Here is a 15080-nt window from a genome sequence, read left to right as displayed (position 1 = left end):
TATTACACACTTAAAACTTGTTAGTTGTATAACTATTATATATTTTCAATTTTAAATTATTTTTTATTATTAGTATAAATTTATATCGGTTGTTTAATTCGAAAATATTAGTTAAAATTTAATGAATAATCTTGAGGTAATTATATTAACAAAGGGTAGTCTTAAAGAAGCCGTAGCTGAAAATAAATTTTGGGGTGACTCCTACGAACCTCCTTTTTCTTTGAATAAAGCAAAATGGATGTTGGAAAACACGCGAGCTGATAATGAAGATGTATTTGCAGTTCTAGGTTATGAAAAGCATACAATAATAGCTTTTGTTTCATTAATGCCAGATTTTATTAAAAAAGGAAAGGGTAATTTAAAAAAAATATTTTGGAGCCAAAGATGGTGGATTGCAAATAATTATATGAATACAGTGCTCCCAACTTATATAAAAAGTAATTCTTTAACCGAAGCAAAAAATCAGATTATTGTAAGATTTTTGGGTGATGATACTAAAGCATATTATGAAAAACAGCCTTTTACGTTGTTTTCAGAGAGAATGCGGTATGTTATTGTTTTTAATTTAGATCACAAAATTTTAATTAGTAAAAAAAGTGGACTAAAAAAAGTAAAGACTCTGTTGAGATTCCTAGACAAAACGTCTAAAAAGATAACATTTTTAATAAACAGTTATAAAAGTAAAAAAAGAACAAAAAAAATATCCTATAGATTCATATCTAATATTAATAATAAAGACTGGGCGTTTATCGAAAATTTTTGTGTTACTGATATAGTGCCCAAAACACAAAAATACATAGATTGGCAAATAAGTAATAATCAGTATCATGTTATTACAGAAGGAGAAGTAAGGCCAAAATATAAATGCTTACTCGAGAGTGTATCAAATAAGATTCATAATTTAAGTTTTATGGTAGAAAAAGAGGGCGAAACAATTGGTTTTATATCGGGTTTAGTAAAGGGGGGGAGATTTGTATTGCGCTACTTCCTAGCAAATCAAGATGATTTTAATCACTGTATTGATGCTCTAATGGCTAATTTAATAAAATCAGAATGTACATTACTTCAAACCGAAAACACTGTTTTAGCAGAGCGTTTAAAAAACAGATACTTAATTGTTTACGCCGATTCAAAAAAACTATTATCTCTAGTTCATAATGATTTAGATATGAATTTTCAAGATACTATTTTAAACGATGGAGATGGTAATTTCTTATAAAACAAAGCTTTATGAATTTAATTCGCAGCCTATATAAGTCATTTAATGAAAATAATGAGAGGAATGCTTTTTGTATAAATGATACTTTTTTTACTTACCAAGACGTATTAAACAGTATCACTAAAATACGCAGTGTTATAGTTAAAAATATAGATTTTGATGAAAAGCATATTGGATTAGTTACAAATAATGATTTAGAGACTTATGCTACAGTATTAGCGTTGTGGATGGAAGGAAAGGCATACGTACCAATAAATTCAACAGCTTCAAAAAGTAGAAATATAGATATTTTAAAATTAATTGATGTAACATATATTTTTGATTCTTCTGATAAAGATGATTTTTCTGATTTTAAAATATTTAACCCAAATCATACAGAATTTAGTAATAATTCAGAATTTGAAACTATAAATTTTAACGAAACTAATATCGCTTATGTTTTATTTACCAGTGGTAGTACAGGCACACCAAAAGGTATTCCTATTAGTTTTAAAAACTTAAACGCATTAGTTACAGAATTAGATTTAGATAAGGAATACAAATTGAATTCATCCGATAGGTGTTTGCAAATGTACGATTTAACATTTGACGCTTCATTAACAGCACTTTTACCAGCGCTTTTAGTTGGAGCTTGTGTTTACACCGTACCTTCAAATGCTATAAAATATTTATATATTTATAAACTTTTAGAAAAGTACAAACTAACCGTGCTTAAAATGGTGCCATCAATAATCTATTATTTAAGACCTTATTTTTCTGAAATAAATGCTCCATCAGTAAGATATTCTATTTTTGGCGGTGAAAAATTATATGAAGATGTTGTTAAAGAGTGGCTTAACTGTATACCCAATAGTGTAATTTTAAACCATTATGGACCAACTGAGTTTACTGTATGCAGTAATTATTATAAGTTTGAGCAGGACACCAAATCACATAAAGGTGTAATATCCATAGGAAAACCTTTTAAAAACGTTGATTGTCTTATCTTGGATGATTTAGGAAACATTATTGGCGACAATATAGAAGGTGAGTTGTGCTTATCAGGTAATCAATTAACTTCTGGTTATTGGAAAAATGATGAACTAAATGCCTCGTCTTTTTTTTTACATAAAACAGATTCAGCTGAAATAAAAAGATTTTATAAAACTGGAGATTTATGCTTTAGAGATGGCGACGGGTTTTACATGTACGTTGGAAGAAAAGATTTTCAAGTAAAAATAGGAGGCTATAGAGTTGAGTTAGGTGAGATTGAGTATCATGCTAGAAATCATATATCTATGAAATCTAAAAACAATTTGGTAATAGATGTTAAAAATTCTAGTAATAATGATGAACTTGTACTTGTTATAGAAAGTTTTAAATTTGATACTAAAGATTTAATGGACTATTTGAGTACGAAGCTTTCAGATTATATGGTTCCTAAAAAAGTCTTTTTTATTGATAATTTACCTCATAATAAAAACGGAAAAATAGATAGAAAACAACTAAAAAGCTTGATAATAAATGAATAAAGAAGAAATTTTAGTTTCAATAAGAAAATCTTTTGTTAGAGTTCTAGAGCATGATAATTTTGAGTTAAATGAAACAACCACTGCAAAAGATGTTGATGGATGGGAATCCATAACACATTTACTTATTATGAATGATGTTGAGAGTGCTTTTAATATTAAATTCAAATTGATGGATTTAATGTCTATGGAGAATGTTGGAGACTTAATTAATACTGTAATGAAAGAAATACAGGGATAAATATTAAGGGTGGAATGTCTAGTTTTGTTGGTACGATTTTAAGTGAATAAATTAATCTATAAATTTTATTTCTTGAATAAGAGAATCACTTGTTAATATATATATATTATCAGCATTATTTACCTTATATAATTCTATGTCTTCATAAGGCTTTACAGCAAGATATAAAAAAGCGTATACATGACTTTTTAAAAAATTATAATTTGTATTTTTTCTAATATCTATTAAACTTAAATTTAAAGAAGTATCTAATTTTTCCAGATTCTTTACTTCAATTTTTTCTTTTAATTTTGATTTGTTTTTAAGCCGGTATGTGAATTTATGAAATTTAGTATTGAAATTTTTATTCCTTAAGTAAGTTTTAAATTCAAAGAAATTATAATAGCTAATAGCTTTTAATCTTGATAAAAGAGATGATTTATCATAAATAATATGGTACTCAAAATCATATTCAAGTGTGCACATTCGTTTTTTGTAATCAAAATAGCCCTTAGAAAAATCTAATACTTTTAATTTATTATCAAAACACCAATTAAGGAGCTTTAAGTTATTTATATAGCCTAAATTAAACTTAGAATAATCAATATCAAAAACCGTAATTGCATCTATTAAAGTGTCTTTTGTATGGTAGTTGTAAGTGATTGCAATAGGTGTGTCATTGTCATAAACAACAAATAAAGATGCTTTCTTTTCTAATATTAATGGATAAGCAACTTCTTTATAAAAACTCCATTCTGATGATTGCATGTTATTATATGAAACTTGTTTATCTGAGTATCGTTTTTGTAATAAAACCAAAAAATACTCAAAAATTTTGTCATATTCATGTTTATCAATATTTCCGTAAAACATTTTTGTAGATATCTCAAAACACGCACTTAAACGATTAGTGAATTTCCGCATTTTCATTCTCGTATTTTTACTAAACGTATTTAAAAGGTAGTCCTCAATGTTTTTAAATTGTTCCAGATGTATTAAAAAACCAGGATATTGTTTAGATTTTAAAACCCCTATATGTTTTGGTAATGTATTTGTTTTTTTAATGAGGTGTGGTAAAACGTCATAAATAACAAGGGTTTTATTTTTATAATCGGTATGGTTATTTAAATCATAATTAGTCCCTTTAGTTAAGTTTTTACCAACATTAAAAAAAACTGAAAATTTGTTTTTATAAAAACGTATACCATCTATAAATTTAAAGCGCTCTATTTTTTTATTTGAAATGAAGTGTTTTTTCCAAATATTTTGAAAATAATTTGTAGTAAAAGGGCTGTTTTTTGATTCCATTAAATAATTAAACTATCGAAATTAATTAGCCTTTTTGCAGGCTATGTGAATGTGACCAATCTTATCTGAAGAATTTATTTTGCTTTTAATTTCAATAATTGAAAATCCATTATTTTTTAAAATTTCTAAAATATGCTTTTCTTTAAACCAAAGATTATTAGGTTGGTTTTTATTTAAAAAACGCCAATTAAATTTTTCGTTAATATTTAGCCAAGGTAATTTGTATTTGTTTATTTTTTCAATTCTTAAAATTCTTAAAAAATTAACTAATACACTTAAAATAGGATTGTATATTTTAGAATCCCAGTTTAGAAACGAAAATATATAAAGGCTTTCTTCTTTGCCTATTCTGTGAGCTTCTTTTAAAGCTTCTGGGAGCTTTTCTTTATCAATAAAACATAGTACTTGTTGTAAATAAATAAGATACTCAAATTCTTCTGTTTGGTATTCATTTAGATATGTAGCGTCAGCAGTTTTAAATTTTATTGAAGATTTTAAATGTTGTTTTTTGTTATTACAAAAACTAATCATTTTTTCTACATAATCAAAAGCTTCAAGATTAATAAACCCAAGTTTCTCAATTTCAAAAATTATTCTACCTCCTCCAGTTCCAGCTTCAAGAGTTTTTGCTTTTTTATTGGAAAAATATTTTTTTATAAAATAATCTTCAATTGGAAGTAGTTCTTTTTTTTCAGACCAAACCTTAAATAATTGTTCTGAATAGAGCGTTTTATTTAAGTTTTTCTGCATTATTTTTAATGTTAGGATTTTAGTAATAATTGGAAGCCAAACAATAAATTGCTATTCATTCAACCGGTACATTGGAAAAAAAGTAGAGCTTTTGTAATTTATTTTATTTTTTTTACAAATCTCTTTATATGCTGTAGCATTGGTAATAAGTTTCCAAACAAAAAAAGGATGATATTCGTCCGAGAAAGAGGCTTTAAATCTAAATAAAGAATCATTTTCATTTGCTCCTAAACCACCACCAAGGTTGAAATTATTATAGCCTTCATTGCTTGCTTTTATTCTCATTTGGTCGATAAGGAATTTTATACCATTTAAATGTAAATAATTTTCATCTGAACCCGATAAATGATATTGTACCATGGTGTTGGTTTTTACAAACATGCAGCCTGCTATAATTTTTTTTGTTTCATTATCAATAGCAAGTAAGACTTCTGTTTTAAAGTCCTTAGAGGTATTAAATTTTTCAAAATATTCATCACTAAAAAAATAACTTTCCCTAGCTTTTACGCGTTCCATGTTTTTGTAATATAATATTTTAAAATGTTGAAAATCTTCTTTCGTTTCAGCAATTTTTAATGTTAGAAGTCTGTTTGCTTTATTAATATGAGTTTTTAATCTTCTTTGGTACTTTTTTCTTTGAGATTTTAATGGTTTAGAAGTATTAATATTAACTATTTTTCCTAGGTAACACAATTCTCCAAAATAAAATGACTCCCCTAAATTAGAAAAAAGAATATTTTGGAATGTCAAATATGGATTCAGCCTAACAAAAACGGTAACAATCTTTTTTTTATTAAAAAAATCAAGTAAAGTTTTCTCGTAATTTAATTTATTGAAGTTTAAAGGCGTTCGGCTTCCTATAGGCCCAGAATACCCATAAACCGATATGGCGTCATAATAATCAGTGCTTTTAATCTTTCTTATTAATAGGGGGAGACCTATGAAAATTTCACCATTTGTGTATTTAATCAAAACAGCTTCATCTGATTCTGATTTAGAAATATGATGATAATCGAAAGTGTGATAAAAATCATAATCATCTACACTTTGTAAAAATTCATCCCATTCTATTTTTTCTCTTAGAATTTCTATTTTCACTATTTTTTTTTGCTATTAATCATTAATTTTTAAATACCTTTTATTCGTTTTTCTCATTTAGGGAAAATAAGATTTACTTAAGTATTTTAATGCTGAATTTATTCTTAAGGTTTATGGTATGCTAAATAATATTAGGCTATTTATTACCTAAAAATGGAGCCATGTTTAAAGATTCACTAGCATTCACGTCTTTTCTTAACAACACTTTCTTTATCGTTAATATTACAATTTTTAAATCAGTTTTTAATGATATGTTTTTTACATACCAAACATCCATTGCAAATTTTTCGTCCCATGAAACAGCGTTTCGTCCATTAACCTGTGCCCAACCTGAAATACCTGGTTTTACATTATGTCTTTGCTTTTGAAAATCATTATATAGTGGTAAGTAACGAACCTCTAAAGGTCTTGGGCCAATTAAACTCATATCGCCTTTTAAAACATTGATAAGTTGAGGTAATTCATCCAACGAGAGCTTTCTTATAAAATCTCCAGTTTTTGTAACTCTCATGTTATGTGGTAATAAAACGCCATTCTCATCGGTTTTATCATTCATAGATTTAAACTTTAAAACCTTAAATATTACACTATTTTTTCCCGGTCTTGGATGTAAAAAAAACGGATTGCCTTTAAAACTAATGCTTAAAACAATTATCAAAAAAATTATAATGGGTGAGAGGATAATTAATCCAACTATAGCAGCAACTATATCTAATAGTCTCTTAAAATAATTTTTATACATGTTAATTTTAAATTTTTAGAAAGCAAATGTACATTTTCGTGATTGTAAAACTAAATTTTTTCGTTTAAAAAGATCAAACTGCATGTAATGTGTAAATAATAGCAATATATTATCTTTTTATATGAATAGACTTCAATTTTAATAAGAAAAAATTTCATATAAATAGCTTCGAAAGCATCATTATTATCCATTATTCATAAATGCCTTTTTTACACATGAAAGAATTAGATTATTAATTTAATAGTCTTTTTTGATATTTATATTTAATTATTTTTTTAATTTTAATAACTCTTTTAAACGAGTTTAATTTCGTTATATAGATTAAATAATTAGTTCTAGTATTAAATAAATTAGATTTGAACTATGCTAAAATTAAATAATATTATTAACTAAACATATTTATGAAAACAGTAATGATTTTAGGAGGAACCAAAGGAGTAGGTAACGCGGTACTTGAATCCTGTTTAAAAAAAGGTTATAATGTTGCTTTTTGTGGTCGAAATTCTAGTGAAGGAAATAAGATTATCGAATCTTTGCAAGCAGAAGATAAGCTCTATTTTCATGAAATTGACTTAAATTCAATTAGCGAAATTGAAAATTTTTTCATTCAGACAATAAAAAGATTTAAAAGGATAGATGCTTTAGTTTTATACTCCGGAATAACTCCTATTGCTTCTATTACTGAAACTGAAGAAGATGTTTATGATAGCGTTTTTAATGTCAATCTTAAGTCTCAATATTTTCTGCTTAAACATGTATTAAAATCTATGATTGAATTCAAAACAGGTTCTATAATATTTTTTGGTTCTGCTCATATGGATTATGGTATGAAAAATAGGGCGGCATATGCGCTTACCAAAAGTGCGCTTTACACTTTGTCGACTCATTTAGCACATCATTATGCTGAGCATGGTATTCGATCAAATTACGTGGTTATGGGTTGGACAAATACAGAAGGAGAAATTGAATTAAGAGATTCAGAAGGAATGACTGAAGAAGAATTAAAACGCAAAGCCGCTAAAATTCTTCCATTGGGTCGTATTTGTAATCGTTTTGATCCTGTGCCTGCAGTAATGCATTTAATCTCTGATGAATCTGCAATGACAACAGGTTCATTGATTAGAGTAACTGCGGGTCAATATATATAATTAATTTTATGATTCCATCTTTAGTTTTTTATTCTAGTTCAGAACTTTTAGAAGGTCCTGTTTTTGATAAAGAAAACAATTATCTCTATTTTGTTTCTATTTTGGATTGTTTGGTTTATTGTTATAATCCTTCAACTAAAGAAATTTTAAGTATGAAACTAGATTCTCCTGTTAGTTGTGTTTTTTTATTAAAAAGAAAAATAATTTTAGTGTCCTCTAAAAATGGTTTTTTCGAAATTGATTTCAATACATTACAAAAGAAATTAGTTTTTCAAATTGATATAGATAAATCGGTGAGATATAATGATGGAATAAAAGACCCAATCGGAAGAGTTATTATTGGAACAATGGGGTATCCAGAAGTTAAAGAAAAAATAGGAAGGGTATTTTCTTATTATAAGGGTGAGTATAAAACAATTATTAAAAACACCACTATTTCAAATGGTTTAGCCTTTTCGCACGATGGTAAATTTCTTTACTTTATTGATACACCAACAAAAAAAGTAGCGAAGTATGCTTATGATTTAAAAACTGGAGAGGTAAAGTTTAAATCAAACGTCATTGAATTTACAGGTGCTGGTAATCCTGATGGTATGTGTATTGATAAAAGCGGTATGCTATGGATTGCTGAATGGGGCGGTGGATGTATATCTAAATGGAATCCTTTAAACGGTGAAAAGATAGAAGAAATAAAATTGCCTTGTAGTAACGTTACCTCATGTTGTTTTGATAATTATTCTAACTTATATATTACAACAGCTAAAGAAGACTTTAAAGAAGATATTTACGGAGGCGGATTGTTTTACTTAGAATTAGATAAAATTTAAATTTATGATTACTGTTCAAATTAGCGTAATAGTTCCAATTTTTCGAATTGAAAAGTATTTACCTGAATGTATTGATAGCCTTTTAAATCAATCATTCTTGAACTTTGAACTAATTTTGGTAGATGATGGTAGTCCTGATAATTGTCCAAAAATTTGTGATGATTATTCGAAAAAAGATACTAGAATAAAAGTTATTCATAAAAAAAACGGCGGGTTATTAAGTGCAAGAAAAGCAGGTTTAAAAGCCGCTAAGGGCAAATATATTTCTTATGTTGATGGAGACGATTGGGTAGATAAGTTTTATCTAGATACGTTATTTAAACTTGCCGAAGCAAATAATTCTGACCTAGTTGAGACAGGTCGTTTTAGAGAATTTGATGGAAAAATTGAAACTATTAAACCGAAAATAGCAGGGATTTACAATGAGAATGAAATCAAATCTTCAATTTTACCAAATGCAATTTATAATGGTGATTTTTGCGAACACGATATATCTACATACGTTTGGAATAAGCTTTTTAAAAGAGCATTATTAAATCAAGTCCTTTTTGATGTTCCAAACGAAATTATTATGGGTGAAGATGCGGCAATAACCTATTCTTACCTAGCCATTTCAAAAAGTTTAGTAATAAGTAGAATTCCACTTTATTATTACAGACAAAGGCATGATTCCATAGTAAAATCTATAGAAAATCCTAAAATTGAATATTACAGATTAGGTTTACTGATGAACTTTTTAAAACTAAAACTAAGTCATGTGCTTAGTCAAGAAAATCTAAGTAAACAAATTAAATATTATTTATACTCACAAATTTTGATTAGATCTGGAGGATTGATTGAGGATCCTTCTGGTGGTATTTTATTCAATCCCTTTTTGAGGTTAGAACAGGGCTCAAAAGTCGTAGTTTATAGTTCTGGTTCTTTCGGACAGCATATTTTATCGACTAATAAAAAAGTAGGTTTTTTTCAAATTGTTAAGTGGATTGACGTTGATTTTCACGATTTAAATATAGATGGAAATACTGTTGAACCCATCAGTTCCATTAACAACAATGACTTTGATTTTTTAATAATCGCAACTATTAATCCAACTACTTATGCTTCAATTAAAACCGAATTGGATTTAATGGGTATTGATAAAAATAAAATTGTAAAAATAAATTCTAACGAAGAAGAAATAAGTAACCTATTATCTCATTTAGGTTTTGATGAAGATTTTAAATACGTTGGAATTAATTGAGTAGAAAAAATTAATAAAAATATCATTAAATACAAATACAAATGAAAAAACTTATAATTCTTGGAGGAAACCCTGAAACTGCTGTTTTGGTAGATATTGCAGAATCAATGGGCATACACACTATTGTTATTGATCCAGTTCCTGACACTCCTGCGAAAAAAAGAGCCTCTGAAACCTATGAGATAGATGGTTTTGATGTTGATGGAATTGTAGCTGTTGCAAGAGAAAGAAATGTGGATGGTATTTTAGTTGGGGTTGCTGATATTTTAGTCATACCATACCAGAAGATCTGTGAAAAGTTAAACATGCCCTGCTATGCAAATGAAAAGGCTATAGATGCATTTTGCAGTAAGGATGGATTTAAACGTTATTGTGAAAAGTACGATATACAGGACATCCCTGGAATTTATTTAACAAAAGATTCTGAAATAGAAAAACCAAAAGACATTAGTTATCCTTTAATGGTGAAACCAGTAGATAGTGGTGGAGGAGTAGGAATGAAGATTTGTAGAGATGATGAAGACTATATTGCTACCGTGCACAATGCATTGAAACATTCTAAGAAAGGCGTAGTCTTGGTTGAAAAATATATGGATACAAATTGTGATGATATGGCGGTGTATTATACTTTTAGAAACGGCACCCCCTACCTTTCAGCAACTTATGACAGGCAACTAACAAGGTTACAAGGTGATTCCAGTCCAATTGCAACAGGTACAGTATATCCTTCAATGTATACCGAATTGTTTTTAAAAGAAGTGCATCCTAAATTATGTGCGATGTTTGAAGGACTAAATGTTCCGGCTGGAGTACTCAATATTCAGTTTTTTATTGAAAACAATAATTTTTATATATATGACCCAGGATTTAGACTACAAGGCGAAGCGCCTCATATTCATCTCGCTCATATTAATGAGTTTGATCACAGAAAAATGCTAATAAACTATGCATTTACAGGTGTTTTTGGGGAAGATGATTTTCCCGAAAAAAATGACTACATGTTTAGAGGTAAAGCGGCTTGTTCTGTTTGGGTTCTTTTAAAAGCAGGAAAAATTGATTCAATTGAAGGCTTGGATGAAATGAAAGCGCATAAGAATGTTCATTTTGTTGTAGAACGCTTTCATGAAGGTGATACTGTGAAGGAAGATTTTATTGGTACAGAAAGACAGGTTTTATTCAGAATTTATACTGCTGGAAATTCAATTTTTGAGATTAATCAAACTATTGAAGACATTCAAAACTTATTAAAAATTACTGACCCTAAAGGAAACGATATGGTTTTGGAATGGGTAAAACCATGGAATACAGAGGATTATATTTTTGATAAAAAGTAATTTATTCAGGAATTAACAAATAGATAAAAACAAAACAAAATCCCTTTATTTTGAAATATAAATTATAGGATTTAGAAATAAAAAACTAAATAATGCAAAATATTTTAGAACAGTTTAAGTTAACAGGAAAAAAGGCTATTGTAGTTGGAGGAGCAGGTGATCTTGGAATAGCTATGGTTGAAGCAATATCTGAAGCAGGTGCCCAAACTGTAGTTATTGATTATGATGATCGCGTATTTGATATGTGTAAAGATCTGGTTGATAAGGGACTTAATGTTAGTCCTTTTAAAGCAGATGTAAGTAAGATTGAACAAATTAAAGATTCCTATAAAGCTGCTTTAGAAATTTTGGGAGGTACTGTAGATATTTTAATAAACTCTGCAGGGATTCAAAGAAGATATCCTAGTGAAGATTTTCCAGAGGAGGAGTGGAGTAAGGTTATTGCAATAAATTTAGATGCTACTTTCTATTATTGTAAATATGCAGGCAATACCATGATAGAAAATGGAGGCGGAAAAATAATAAATATAGCCTCTTTAATGAGCTTTTTAGGAGGAATCACTATTCCAGCTTATGCTGCTTCTAAAGGAGGTGTTGCACAGTTAACCAAAGCCCTATCCAATGATTGGGCAGATAAGGGAATTTGTGTTAACGGTATAGCTCCTGGATATATGGATACGCAGTTAAATACGGCCTTGATAAATGACAAAAAAAGAACAGAAGAAGTGTTCATGAGAGTTCCTATGAAAAGGTGGGGTAATGGAGAGGATATAAAAGGATTAACAGTGTTTTTAGCATCACCAGCTAGTGATTATATTACGGGTACTATTATCCCAGTTGATGGGGGATATTTAGGAAGGTAAAATAATTTATTATGTCGTTTATAATAAACGGTTTGTAAAAAAAACTTGATAACGAAATCACAAAGGAAAAAAACCAAAAAATCAAGGATACTTAAAAAGTTCTGTTAGACTAAAAGATTAATTAAAAGGAGTAGAAAGCAAAAATTTCTGCTCCTTTTTTTTGAATCTTAAAATGGTGAATATATGTCGTTTTAGGTATTTTTTTAATAACAAAAAATTAAATACAAGTATAGTTCCTCAAAACCTGAGTTCGACTTAATAAAGATATTTTTTTGAATAAAAAAAGTAGGATATTTAAAATTACAAAATATGATTTTTAATGTTTTAAAAATATTATGCTTTCTATTTCTAAAGCTAGAAAAGTTAATATTTCTTTTCTCGAATGCATTATTTAAAATATCATTCTGAACTTGTAGGGGTTATAATAAGTGTAACATGTTATGTAACTTGAGGTTTGGTAAAAATCGAAAGTTTTCTACAGTTTCTAAAAAAAAATTAATTCTTAAAATTTTCTTCTGAAATGTTAACGGAACACTCTTTATTTGACGGTATGTTTTGATTATACTATACGTATCATATTGCTTATTGTACAACTATATATGTGTAAGATAAATATTATTTGGTAAATGATATTTATCAGTTTTAATTCTATTAACATTTTATAAATTGTTTATATAAATCTTTTGTTATGAAAACCTTTAGCATAATTTTAACTTATTAATTCACTTTTTAAAGTATTGATGCTTTTTGCTGATTTGATTTAAGTACCCATGAGAATTTACTTAATCAAATATGAAACATAACAGAATAAATTAAGTTGTTATGAAACAGAATTACAAATTATTATTAGCTGCAAGTCTTAGCTTATTTGTTAGTTACATTTCATTAAGCCAAACTATCATTAGAGGCCCTTATCTTCAAAAAGGCACACCAACAAGTGTTATTGTAAAATGGAGAACAAATTCTAGTACATCGTCGATTATAGAATATAGTACGGATACAAGCTATAATTTATCTTTGAGTCAAACAACTCCTAAAACTGATCACGAACTAGAAATTACAGGATTATCACCAGGTACAAAATATTTTTACAGGATAGGAACAGGCGGAGCTTTACTAAGTGGCAGTACAGACATTTACTTTAAAACGCATCCTACTATTGGAACATCAAACCCATACACTTTTTGGGTTGTTGGAAATGCAGGTCGCGGCGGTAGTTCCGCAAGACAAGATGCAGAAGAAGTTAGAGACGCCTACTATTCTTATATTGGATCTAATGAATCGGATGGAATACTTTTCTTAGGAGATAATGCAATGAATAGTGGTACGGATTCTGAATATCAGGAGAAAATTTTTGACACCTATGATTCTCAATTAAAAAATACAATTGCCTGGTCTTGTTTAGGAAATCATGAAGGTGAAACAGCAAACTCAGGATCACAAACAGGACCGTATTACGATATTTTTACATTTCCTACATCAGGAGAGTCCGGAGGGATGGCATCTGGGACAGAATCATATTATTCCTTCGATTATGGTAATATACATTTTATTGTATTGAATTCTTTTGATGAAAATAGGGCAGTTGGAGGTGCTATGTACGATTGGGCTGAAAATGATATTCAGAACACAACTCAACAATGGATAGTGGCATTATGGCATCATCCACCTTATTCAAAGGGTTATCATGCTTCTGAAGGTTTTGATGGCGATGGCAATCCTGCTGGAATTGAATTAAGGGAAATGAGGGAGAATTTTGTTCCTATGCTCGAAGATAATGGAGTAGATTTAGTAATCGCAGCACACAGCGTTTCTTATGAGAGATCTTATTTCATTAATGGTCATTATGGATTGTCAAATACATTTGATTTAGCAACACACACAGTTGGTCAAACGGGTCAAGGGGATGGTAAAATTAATGGTGACGGGGCATATAGTAAAACAAGTGTTGGAGAAAATGCTGGATTAGGTACTGTTTATGTGGTAACCTCCACGGCTTCAGACGAAACAGCTGCTAGTTTAGATCATAATGCCATGTATTATTCTGTATCAAACCTGGGATCTTCAATTCTTGAAGTGAATGATTATAACATTACTCTAAAATTTTTAAGGAAAAATGGAGATATAACTGATTATTTCACTATTGAAAAAACCAGAACTTGGTATCAGGATTTGGATTCAGATACTTTTGGTAATCCTTTTGTGACTCAAATTTCAGCCCCAAAACCATCAGGGTATGTTGATAACAATACCGATTGTGATGATACGGATGAGAATGTCAATCCAGGCGCAACAGAAATTGTTAATAATGGTATTGATGATGATTGTAATCCAGCGACTTCTGATGGCTCAGTAGTTATCGATGCTGATGGCGATGGCTATACAGCGAATGGCGGCAATCTTTTTTCAGATAATTTTAATAGAACAGATTCTAATGATTTAGGTCCAGACTGGACTCATTCTACAGGACTTGGAGGAGGCGCTGCTGGTATAGTTTCAAATACAGTTGAAAATATTGAGACAGGCGGAGGAACATTTGCTGTAGCTTTCCGTAAGGGAACTTTTGGTGACGACCAATGGGCAGAAGCTACTTTTGCAGGAGGTGGCGTTTCTTGGTCGGGTATAGCACTTAGATGTGATGCAACATCGAGTGTAGTATGGCAGTGTAGTGGTAGTGTAGTACAGATGTTAGTTATGACTAACGGTTCAGTAAGATCTATAGGTAAAGTTAATTATACCGTAGTAGAAGGTGATGTCATACGAGGAGAAGTTAGTGGAACGACTTACAAGGTTTTTATAAATGATAATTTAGTACACACTATA

General features: G+C 29.1%; 13 protein-coding genes. 9 read left to right on the top strand and 4 right to left on the bottom strand.

Annotation, left to right across the window (positions count from 1 at the left end):
* Positions 1 to 121: 121 nt before the first annotated feature.
* Genes P8K68_RS07070 through P8K68_RS07060 form a run of 3 tightly spaced genes read left to right on the top strand, consistent with a single transcriptional unit; the run spans position 122 to position 2968 of the window.
* Entirely contained in the window at positions 122 to 1219 is a 1098-nt protein-coding gene (locus tag P8K68_RS07070; RefSeq protein WP_300248994.1) for a hypothetical protein, read from the top strand.
* A gap of 11 nt (positions 1220 to 1230) precedes the next feature.
* Positions 1231 to 2730 carry an AMP-binding protein gene (locus P8K68_RS07065; protein ID WP_300248993.1) on the top strand — a complete coding sequence of 500 codons (1500 nt, stop codon included), beginning with the start codon at positions 1231 to 1233 and terminating at the stop codon, positions 2728 to 2730.
* Complete coding sequence (locus P8K68_RS07060) at positions 2723 to 2968, top strand: acyl carrier protein (RefSeq protein WP_300248992.1); 246 nt, start codon at positions 2723 to 2725, stop codon at positions 2966 to 2968. The genes P8K68_RS07065 and P8K68_RS07060 overlap by 8 nt, the downstream gene beginning before the upstream one ends.
* Positions 2969 to 3019: 51 nt before the next feature.
* Here P8K68_RS07060 and P8K68_RS07055 read toward each other — a convergent pair whose 3' ends face one another.
* From P8K68_RS07055 to P8K68_RS07040, 4 genes are all read right to left on the bottom strand, one after another.
* Complete coding sequence (locus P8K68_RS07055) at positions 3020 to 4255, bottom strand: GNAT family N-acetyltransferase (protein WP_300248991.1); 1236 nt, start codon at positions 4253 to 4255, stop codon at positions 3020 to 3022.
* Positions 4256 to 4276: 21 nt separating this feature from the next.
* The gene (locus tag P8K68_RS07050; protein WP_300248990.1) at positions 4277 to 5005 is read right to left on the bottom strand and encodes a class I SAM-dependent methyltransferase; all 729 of its coding nucleotides are present in this window, start codon (positions 5003 to 5005) and stop codon (positions 4277 to 4279) included.
* A gap of 51 nt (positions 5006 to 5056) precedes the next feature.
* Positions 5057 to 6103, bottom strand: coding sequence for a peptidoglycan bridge formation glycyltransferase FemA/FemB family protein (locus tag P8K68_RS07045; protein ID WP_300248989.1), 1047 nt, complete (start codon positions 6101 to 6103; stop codon positions 5057 to 5059).
* Between the two features lie 136 nt (positions 6104 to 6239).
* Entirely contained in the window at positions 6240 to 6845 is a 606-nt protein-coding gene (locus P8K68_RS07040) for a sugar transferase (protein ID WP_300248988.1), read from the bottom strand.
* Between the two features lie 401 nt (positions 6846 to 7246).
* On the opposite strand from P8K68_RS07040, the gene P8K68_RS07035 reads away from it, so the two are divergent.
* From P8K68_RS07035 to P8K68_RS07010, 6 genes are all read left to right on the top strand, one after another.
* On the top strand, positions 7247 to 7993 hold the full coding sequence (locus P8K68_RS07035) for an SDR family oxidoreductase (RefSeq protein WP_300248987.1): 747 nt from the start codon (positions 7247 to 7249) through the stop codon (positions 7991 to 7993).
* Between the two features lie 8 nt (positions 7994 to 8001).
* Complete coding sequence (locus tag P8K68_RS07030; protein WP_300248986.1) at positions 8002 to 8820, top strand: SMP-30/gluconolactonase/LRE family protein; 819 nt, start codon at positions 8002 to 8004, stop codon at positions 8818 to 8820.
* Positions 8821 to 8824: 4 nt separating this feature from the next.
* Positions 8825 to 10060 (top strand): glycosyltransferase family 2 protein, encoded by a 1236-nt coding sequence (locus P8K68_RS07025; protein ID WP_300248985.1) that lies wholly within the window; start codon positions 8825 to 8827, stop codon positions 10058 to 10060.
* Positions 10061 to 10101: 41 nt separating this feature from the next.
* Positions 10102 to 11394 carry a carbamoyl-phosphate-synthetase gene (locus tag P8K68_RS07020; RefSeq protein WP_300248984.1) on the top strand — a complete coding sequence of 431 codons (1293 nt, stop codon included), beginning with the start codon at positions 10102 to 10104 and terminating at the stop codon, positions 11392 to 11394.
* Between the two features lie 92 nt (positions 11395 to 11486).
* The gene (locus tag P8K68_RS07015; protein ID WP_300248983.1) at positions 11487 to 12257 is read left to right on the top strand and encodes an SDR family oxidoreductase; all 771 of its coding nucleotides are present in this window, start codon (positions 11487 to 11489) and stop codon (positions 12255 to 12257) included.
* 822 nt (positions 12258 to 13079) lie between these two features.
* Positions 13080 to 15080 (top strand): metallophosphoesterase family protein (locus P8K68_RS07010; RefSeq protein WP_300248982.1); only part of this gene is annotated, 2001 nt, incomplete at its 3' end.

The sequence above is a fragment of the Algibacter sp. genome, assembly GCF_029245835.1.
Classification (GTDB): Bacteria; Bacteroidota; Bacteroidia; order Flavobacteriales; family Flavobacteriaceae; genus Algibacter_B.
The sequence above is the reverse complement of the archived record's forward strand: the minus strand, read 5'-3'. Positions and strand labels throughout refer to the sequence as shown.